The organism is Tunicatimonas sp. (genome assembly GCF_049647865.1).
Classification (GTDB): Bacteria; Bacteroidota; Bacteroidia; order Cytophagales; family Cyclobacteriaceae; genus Tunicatimonas.
The window spans coordinates 1-1,579 of the sequence record NZ_JBARYM010000575.1 but is presented as its reverse complement, the minus strand read 5'-3'; the positions used below and the strand labels follow the sequence as shown (position 1 = coordinate 1,579).

Annotated in this window: 1 protein-coding gene; it reads right to left on the bottom strand. The window is 35.1% G+C overall.

Annotation, left to right across the window (positions count from 1 at the left end):
- Window positions 1-4: 4 nt before the first annotated feature.
- Entirely contained in the window at window positions 5-886 is an 882-nt protein-coding gene (locus tag WBA23_RS16980; protein WP_424583478.1) for a histidine kinase, read from the bottom strand.
- Window positions 887-1,579 lie beyond the last annotated feature (693 nt).

Below are 1,579 nucleotides of genomic sequence, written 5' to 3'. Positions count from 1 at the left end.
GAAATCATATGGCTACGTCTACTGCTCGTTCAATTATCGTTGCGGTCTTATCTTTATCGAAAGGCATCTTCAGGATAACTTGATAAAAGTCGTCATCATTTAAAATGTCTAAAGAATACTGATCTTGGTAGAATAGCTGCAATGCGCGATTAGTCATTATGTTACCACTCCGAGTACCAGGAAGCTTACTGTTCTTCTTCTTATTCTTAACCGTAAAGGTTACTTGCTTATCAACGTATATTGATACAGTAATTGGATTATTTTCGTCACTACGTACTCCATGCTTGACCGCATTTTCTACATAGTTTAGCATAACTCGTGGTAGTATGAATGCCTCTTCTATAGGACCTTTAATACTCACCCTAATCTGTAAGTTCGGTTTCGCGAAGAAAATTAAATCCAGGTAGTCATCAATATGTTTGATTTCATCGTAAAGAGGCACCTGTTGGTTCGCCGTAGTAGATAACTGATAATTAATTACGTTTGAAATTAATCCCATTGCTTGATACGCTTCGCTGGTTTGATCTATCTTGTTTTTTACAAACGTTATAGCGTTAAAAAGAAGATGTGGACTAAACGAATTTTTAAAATATACGAGTTGGTTTTTTATAAGTTCGTTTTCTCTTTTTAGCTGATTGTTTTTGAGTTCATTTTCGCGCTGTATATGTTGTAATTTTTCTTGAGCTTGTTGCTTAGTTAGGGCAATCGTATACTTCACGGCGTAAATACTAGATGCAACACTTTTACAGAATATAAGATAAATTATACAAACAGCTACAAGTCTTATTGCCTCTTCGGGTGGAAAAAATCCTAAAAATGGAAAAAAATGAACATCTCCAATATACCAATATATATATAAACCAAGTGAGGTAGCTAGTTGATACATAGTGAACCTGCCGATACTACAACCTTTTAGCCGAGGAACAATAAATAATAGTTCTACATAAAAGTATGGTACAATAATAATTATATGCGCTACAGTACGTAGTATCGCTTCCTGAATACCCCTACTAGGATAACAGAGCAGTGTGATGATAAGTAAGTAGATTGACCAGACTACTATATGGTAGTTTTTATCTCTGCGGCTATAGTGGACAAAGGGGGGCTGATTTAAGTTCATTGTAAGACGTATTCAACCAAATCTACTAATTTTTTCTCAAAAGAAATCACACTCTTTAATTCATATAAAAAATCTATATTTACGACCCTCATAAACTTCAATCTCGCGAATAAATCAAGCTATTTCACGAACAAAGTGATATAACTCACGAAAATCTTAATCTTCAATTTTTTATATTCCTTGTTCTTTCAACACATTCAATATGATGGTAAGTATGAATATGCTACCTACCGGCAAAAAGCTACCAAAGCAGTTCGGTTGCTGGTAAAGTTAATTCATGGACAAAGATATAGCAGTACTCAATTAAAAGAGCACTTTGTTAAGCTTGGTGGCAGTGAAGAGCAGGTATCCCAATTTTTAATGATACATATTCAAAATCCTCAAGAAGTAGTTGCCGTTGATCGGACTATTGCAATTTCAGCGCGATGCCACCCTTTCAGCGGTTAGCGACTTTTTGGT